The organism is Paraburkholderia sp. (genome assembly GCF_049581445.1).
Taxonomy (GTDB): Bacteria; Pseudomonadota; Gammaproteobacteria; order Burkholderiales; family Burkholderiaceae; genus Paraburkholderia.
In genome coordinates, this window is record NZ_JBAURZ010000058.1 from 1 (window position 1) to 5,491 (window position 5,491).

The 5,491-nt window shown below is 63.4% G+C and carries 7 protein-coding genes; 6 read left to right on the top strand and 1 reads right to left on the bottom strand.

Annotation, left to right across the window (positions count from 1 at the left end):
* Together bioD and bioB are read left to right on the top strand one after the other, a co-directional pair.
* A partial coding sequence (bioD, locus tag WCA85_RS04250) for a dethiobiotin synthase (RefSeq protein WP_424061923.1) occupies positions 1-651 on the top strand: 651 nt, incomplete at its 5' end.
* A gap of 48 nt (positions 652-699) precedes the next feature.
* Complete coding sequence (gene bioB, locus WCA85_RS04255; protein WP_424061924.1) at positions 700-1,791, top strand: biotin synthase BioB; 1,092 nt, start codon at positions 700-702, stop codon at positions 1,789-1,791.
* A gap of 133 nt (positions 1,792-1,924) precedes the next feature.
* On the opposite strand, the gene WCA85_RS04260 is transcribed toward bioB, so the two are convergent.
* Complete coding sequence (locus WCA85_RS04260; RefSeq protein ID WP_424061925.1) at positions 1,925-2,533, bottom strand: RBBP9/YdeN family alpha/beta hydrolase; 609 nt, start codon at positions 2,531-2,533, stop codon at positions 1,925-1,927.
* A gap of 185 nt (positions 2,534-2,718) precedes the next feature.
* Between WCA85_RS04260 and WCA85_RS04265 the strand changes: the two genes are divergently transcribed.
* The 4 genes from WCA85_RS04265 to WCA85_RS04280 form a co-directional block, all read left to right on the top strand.
* A complete protein-coding gene (locus WCA85_RS04265) occupies positions 2,719-3,165 on the top strand; it encodes a VOC family protein (RefSeq protein WP_424061926.1) in 447 nt (148 codons plus the stop codon).
* Positions 3,166-3,181: 16 nt separating this feature from the next.
* Positions 3,182-4,123, top strand: coding sequence for a 2-hydroxyacid dehydrogenase (locus WCA85_RS04270; protein WP_424061927.1), 942 nt, complete (start codon positions 3,182-3,184; stop codon positions 4,121-4,123).
* 41 nt (positions 4,124-4,164) lie between these two features.
* A complete protein-coding gene (locus tag WCA85_RS04275) occupies positions 4,165-5,091 on the top strand; it encodes a hydroxymethylglutaryl-CoA lyase (RefSeq protein WP_424061928.1) in 927 nt (308 codons plus the stop codon).
* A 25-nt stretch (positions 5,092-5,116) separates the two neighbouring features.
* On the top strand, positions 5,117-5,491 hold a 375-nt coding region (locus tag WCA85_RS04280; RefSeq protein WP_424061929.1), incomplete at its 3' end, for a YbaK/EbsC family protein.

Consider the following 5,491-nt stretch of genomic DNA (forward strand, 5'->3'; position numbering starts at 1 on the left):
GCCCTGCTGCGCGGCTTCGCGCGCGCCGGCCTGCGCGCCGCCGCGATGAAGCCCATTGCGGCCGGCGCTTTCGAAGTGGACGGCGTGTGGCATAACGAAGACGCGGATCAGCTTGATGCCGCATCGACTGTGCTGCTGCCGCCGGAAATTCGCACACCGTATCTGCTGAAAGCACCCGCCGCGCCGCATATCGTCGCCGATCTGGAACACGTCACGCTGGATATTGCGCGCATCGTCGAATGTCACGCTGAGGCAATGCGGCGCGCGGAGCTTGTTGTCGTGGAAGGCGTCGGCGGCTTTCGCGTACCGCTCAGCGACACGCTCGACACCGCCGATCTGGCAGGCGCACTGAATCTGCCCGTCGTGCTGGTGGTCGGCATGCGGCTCGGTTGTATCAGCCACGCGCTGCTGACCGCCGAGGCCATCGCTGCACGCGGTTTGCATCTGGCAGGTTGGGTCGCGAACCGCGTCGATCCGGACATGAGTTTTGCAGACGAAAACATCGCAGCGATTCGCGACCGGCTCGCACGCCAGTACGACGCGCCGCTGCTCGGCATCGTGCCGCATCTGACTCCGGTTTCCGCCGACGCGGCCGCTGATTGTCTCGACACGTCCCATCTCTTGCAGACGCTGCGCGCCGCACAGCGTTGATTCATTGCACATCAATTCAAATCACATCCATCCATGAGGATTGACGATATGACCCAGCTTCACCTCGACCGGCCACAAGCCGCTTCGACTGCCGCCACTACCACTCAAACCGCTGCGGCCCAAGGGACGGCACGGTGGCGCGTCGCCGACGTGGTCGCGCTATACGAGTTGCCGCTCAACGACCTTCTGTTCCGTGCGCAACAGGTCCATCGCGAACACTTCGACGCCAATACCGTGCAGTTGTCGACGCTGCTGTCGATCAAGACCGGCGGTTGCGAAGAAGACTGCGCGTATTGTCCGCAGTCGGTCCATCACGACACCGGCCTGCAAGCCGACAAGCTGATGCCGGTGGATGAGGTGCTCGCCGCCGCGCGTGTCGCAAGAGAGAACGGCGCGACGCGCTTCTGCATGGGCGCCGCGTGGCGTAACCCGAAGGACCGGCACCTGGAGCCGATCAAGGAGATGATCCGCGGCGTCAAGGCGATGGGCCTCGAAACCTGCGTGACGCTCGGCATGCTTGAGACGCATCAGGCGCAAGGGCTGCGCGAAGCGGGCCTTGATTACTACAATCACAATCTTGATACGTCGCCGGAGTTCTACGGCCAGATCATCTCGACGCGAACCTACCAGGACCGTCTCGACACCTTGGAGCGCGTGCGCGATGCGGGCATCAATGTGTGCTGCGGCGGCATTGTCGGACTTGGTGAATCGCGCCGCGAACGCGCTGGGCTCGTCGCGCAACTGGCGAACATGGAGCCGTATCCGGAATCGGTGCCGATCAACAATCTGGTGCAGGTCGAAGGCACGCCGCTAAGCGGCACTGAAGCGTTGGACCCGTTCGAATTCGTGCGCACGATCGCCATTGCCCGCATCACGATGCCACGCGCGATGGTGCGGCTGTCAGCCGGCCGTGAGCAGATGGACGAAGCGCTGCAGGCCATGTGCTTCCTCGCCGGCGCGAACTCGATTTTCTACGGCGACCAGTTGCTGACCACCAGCAACCCGCAGGCGGAGGCGGATCGCAAGCTGCTCGCGCGTCTGGGCATTCGTGCGGAAGCGGCGCAGCAGATGCCGCTGGACAAGAGCGGCTGTGAACATGGTTGCGACGCTCACGCAGCGCCGAACCAGGCGCACAGCTAAGGCTGCAATTCAGAGCGGGCATCAGGGTCATGCTTATTGCGCCGCTTGTTGCGCCGCTTGTTGCCGCGCTTAGGTCCACGCCTGGCTCCACGCTTAAAGCCGCAGTCCATGCTGCGGCCAACGCGTCAGGCCCTCACGCGTGGGCCTGCGCCTGCGCCGCCAGCTCAAAGGTGTCTTCACGGAAGCGCAGCGGTGCGGCGCAATGCACCAGCGTATCGACGAAGTACTTGGCGCGCGGCCACGGACCGAACCCTGCCGCGGTGTTGATATGCCCTGCGTCGCCAAGATTGACGAACGCGCTGCCCAGGCGCTGCGCGAGTTCACGCGAACCTGCCAACGGCATCCACGGATCGGTTTCACTGCCGATCAGGATGGACGGCACACCCAGGCGGCGAGGCTCGAACGCTCCAGCAAAGGCAAACTTGGCGGGACTGGCAGGCGCCACGAACAGCACGCCCACCACCTCGGCCACATACGACGCCTGTTGTAACGCGCGCGCAGCCGCAAGGCAGCCGAAACTGTGGGCCGCCAGCACGAACGGCCCTCGCTCTTGCGCCAGCACATCGCGTACCGACTGCCCCCAGCGCGCCAGATCCGGCGCATCCCAGTCGTCCTGTTCGACCCGTACCGAGCGGGCGAACTGCCGTTCGAGCCAGCTTTGCCAGTGCGCGCCCTCGCTGCCGTGCAGGCCCGGCACAGTCACGAGCCGCGGCGGCCATGGCGATTTGCTGCATGAAAGCATGTTTGTCCTCGCTGCCGGAATCCGGAAACCCATTGTGATGCGGGCTGCAACGCGGATGAACCAAGTTTTTGTGCTTTGCTTATTGGCTCGCCATCCCGCGCACCACCGCACCGTTGCGAGCCAAACGCACGCGATCGGCGTCGAAAAAGTAGAATGAAGCCTATCCATAAAACGGAGAACGCCCCATGTCGCATGCTTCGTCCGTGCAGCCACGCGCGCTGCAGCCGTTTCATCTGGCTTTTCCTGTCACCAGCCTCGCAAACGCACGCGCCTTCTACGGCGATCTGCTCGGTTGCCCGGAAGGCCGTAGTTCGCCGGAATGGGTCGACTTCAATTTTTTCGGCCATCAACTGGTGGCTCACCTCGCTCCTGACGAAACTGGCCGCGCCGGCGTCAATGCAGTGGATGGCGACGACGTCCCCGTACGGCACTTCGGCGTCGTGCTGACGATGGACGACTGGAGCACGCTAGCCGACAAGCTCAAGGCGGCGGGCACCGCTTTCATCATCGAGCCGCATATTCGCTTCAAAGGCGAAGTGGGCGAGCAGGCCACGATGTTCTTCCTCGACCCGTGTGGCAATGCGCTCGAATTCAAGGCATTCAAGGACATCACTCGGCTGTTCGCCAAGTAACGCCGCTTCTGCTCGCATGAAAATCATTTTCTACACGCCGCAAAACGAAGCGGCCGCCTGGCTAGAGGATTTTGCCCGCGCGCTGCCTGAAGCTGAACTACGCGAGTGGCACCCGGGCGATACCGCGCCTGCCAATTTCGCCGTTGTGTGGCGGCCGCCGCGTGAATTATTTGCGCGCCGCGAGGGGTTGCGCGCAGTGTTCAACCTCGGCGCGGGCGTGGACGCAATTCTTGCACTCGAACGCGAACATCCCGGCACACTGCCGCGTGATGCGCAACTCGTGCGCCTGGAAGATACCGGCATGGCGCCGCAGATGGCCGAATATGTGGCGCACGCCGTGTTGCGCTACATGCGCCGCTTCGACGAGTACGAGAGGCAGCAATCGGAACGCCGCTGGAAAGTGCTCGATGCGCATCCACGCGAGACCTTCACGATCGGCGTGCTGGGAGTGGGCGTGCTCGGTACACACGTGGCCCGTGCGCTGGTGCCGTTCGGCATGCCGGTGCGCGGCTATAGCCGTGGCGCGCGGCAGATCGAAGGCGTCACCACTTACGCAGGCGAAGCGCAATTCGAGGCGTTTCTCAGCGGCGTCAAGGTGCTGGTGAATCTGTTGCCGCACACGCCTGATACGCACGATGTGCTGAACAGCCGGGTGTTTTCGAAGCTGGCACGCGGCGCGTATCTGATCAACGTCGCGCGCGGTGCCCACCTGGTCGAACAGGATTTGCTTAACGCGCTGACAGACGGGCAGATTGCCGCCGCCACGCTCGACGTGTTCCGCGAAGAACCGTTGCCGGTCAATCATCCGTTCTGGCAGGAACCCCGCATCACGATCACCCCACACAGCTCGGCGCAGACCTTGCGGGCAGAAAGCGTCGTCCAGGTCGCGCAGAAAATTGTTGCGCTCTCGCGCGGCGAGGCGGTGAGCGGCGTGGTGGATATCGACCGCGGTTACTGAATTACAGAAACATCGCCGCTTCGTGCGGCTGGAGACCCATTATGGCCTTGCCCCAAGCTGTCAAGATCGTCGAAGTCGGTCCACGCGACGGACTGCAAAACGAAAAGGACTTTGTCCCAACTCCCGTCAAGATCGAACTGATCAACCGCCTGTCCGCAGCGGGCGTGCGCAACGTTGAATCCGCTTCGTTCGTATCGCCGAAATGGGTGCCGCAGATGGCCGATGGCGCCGATGTCATGGCCGGCATCGAGCGCCGCCCTGGGACGATCTATTCAGTGTTGACGCCGAACCTGCGTGGTTTCGAAGGTGCACTGGCTGCGCGCGCGGACGAGATCGTGATCTTCGGCGCTGCGAGCGAGGCGTTCTCGCAGAAGAACATCAACTGCAGCATCGCTGAGAGCATTGCGCGTTTCGAACCCGTGGCTCAGGCGGCGAAGGAACACGGTTTGCGGATTCGCGGCAGCGTTTCGTGTGCGCTCGGTTGTCCTTACCAGGGCGAAGTGCCGGTCGAATCGGTGGTGGATGTAGTCAAGCGTTTTGCTGCGCTGGGCTGCGACGAGATCGATATCGCCGATACGATCGGCGTGGGCACGCCGCGTCGCACTCGCGAGGTATTTGAAGCGGTTACCCAGGTGTTCCCGCGTGATCGGCTGTCGGGGCATTTCCACGACACCTATGGCCAGGCGATTGGCAACATCTACGCTGCGCTGCTTGAGGGCATTGAGATTTTTCATGCGTCAGTGGCCGGGTTGGGCGGCTGTCCCTACGCCAAGGGCGCGACCGGCAACGTCGCCACTGAAGACGTGCTGTATCTGTTGAACGGCCTGGGCATCGAGACCGGCATCGACCTCGCACAGGTCGTCGCGATTGGCGATTTCATTTCGAGCTCGATCGGCAAGCCGAACGTCTCGCGCGCAGGCAAGGCGCTGCTTGCGAAAGCACGCAACGAACAGGCTTCGTGTGCCTGATCACTTAGCAACTGGAACTGCCTTCATGACGGACAACCTGCCCCAACACGCCGACGATCTCGCCGCCCTGCCCGACTCCGCCCGGCGGGTCGCCTTGCTGCTGCGCGAGCGCGGCCACGCCGGCCAGATCGTGATGCTGCCGGAAACCGGCAAGACCTCCGCCGAAGCCGCCGCCGGGCTCGGCTGCTCGGTCGCGCAGATCGCCAAGTCGATCCTGTTTCGCCGCCGTGAAGACGACGCGCCGGTGCTGGTGGTCGCGAGCGGAGCGAATCGCGTCGACGAAAAGAAAGTCGCGGCGCAAGTTGGTGCCATTGGCCGCGCGGACGCGAAGTTCGTCCGCGAAAAAACTGGCTACGCGATCGGCGGCGTCTGCCCGATCGGCCATGCCACGGAGCCGGTC

Coding starts and splice junctions, on each gene's coding strand:
- WCA85_RS04270 (WP_424061927.1), top strand. CDS start 3,182: ATGAAAATCATTTTCTACACGCCGCAAAACGAAGCGGCCGCCTGGCTA.
- WCA85_RS04260 (WP_424061925.1), bottom strand. CDS start 2,533: ATGCTTTCATGCAGCAAATCGCCATGGCCGCCGCGGCTCGTGACTGTG.
- WCA85_RS04275 (WP_424061928.1), top strand. CDS start 4,165: ATGGCCTTGCCCCAAGCTGTCAAGATCGTCGAAGTCGGTCCACGCGAC.
- WCA85_RS04265 (WP_424061926.1), top strand. CDS start 2,719: ATGTCGCATGCTTCGTCCGTGCAGCCACGCGCGCTGCAGCCGTTTCAT.
- bioB (WP_424061924.1), top strand. CDS start 700: ATGACCCAGCTTCACCTCGACCGGCCACAAGCCGCTTCGACTGCCGCC.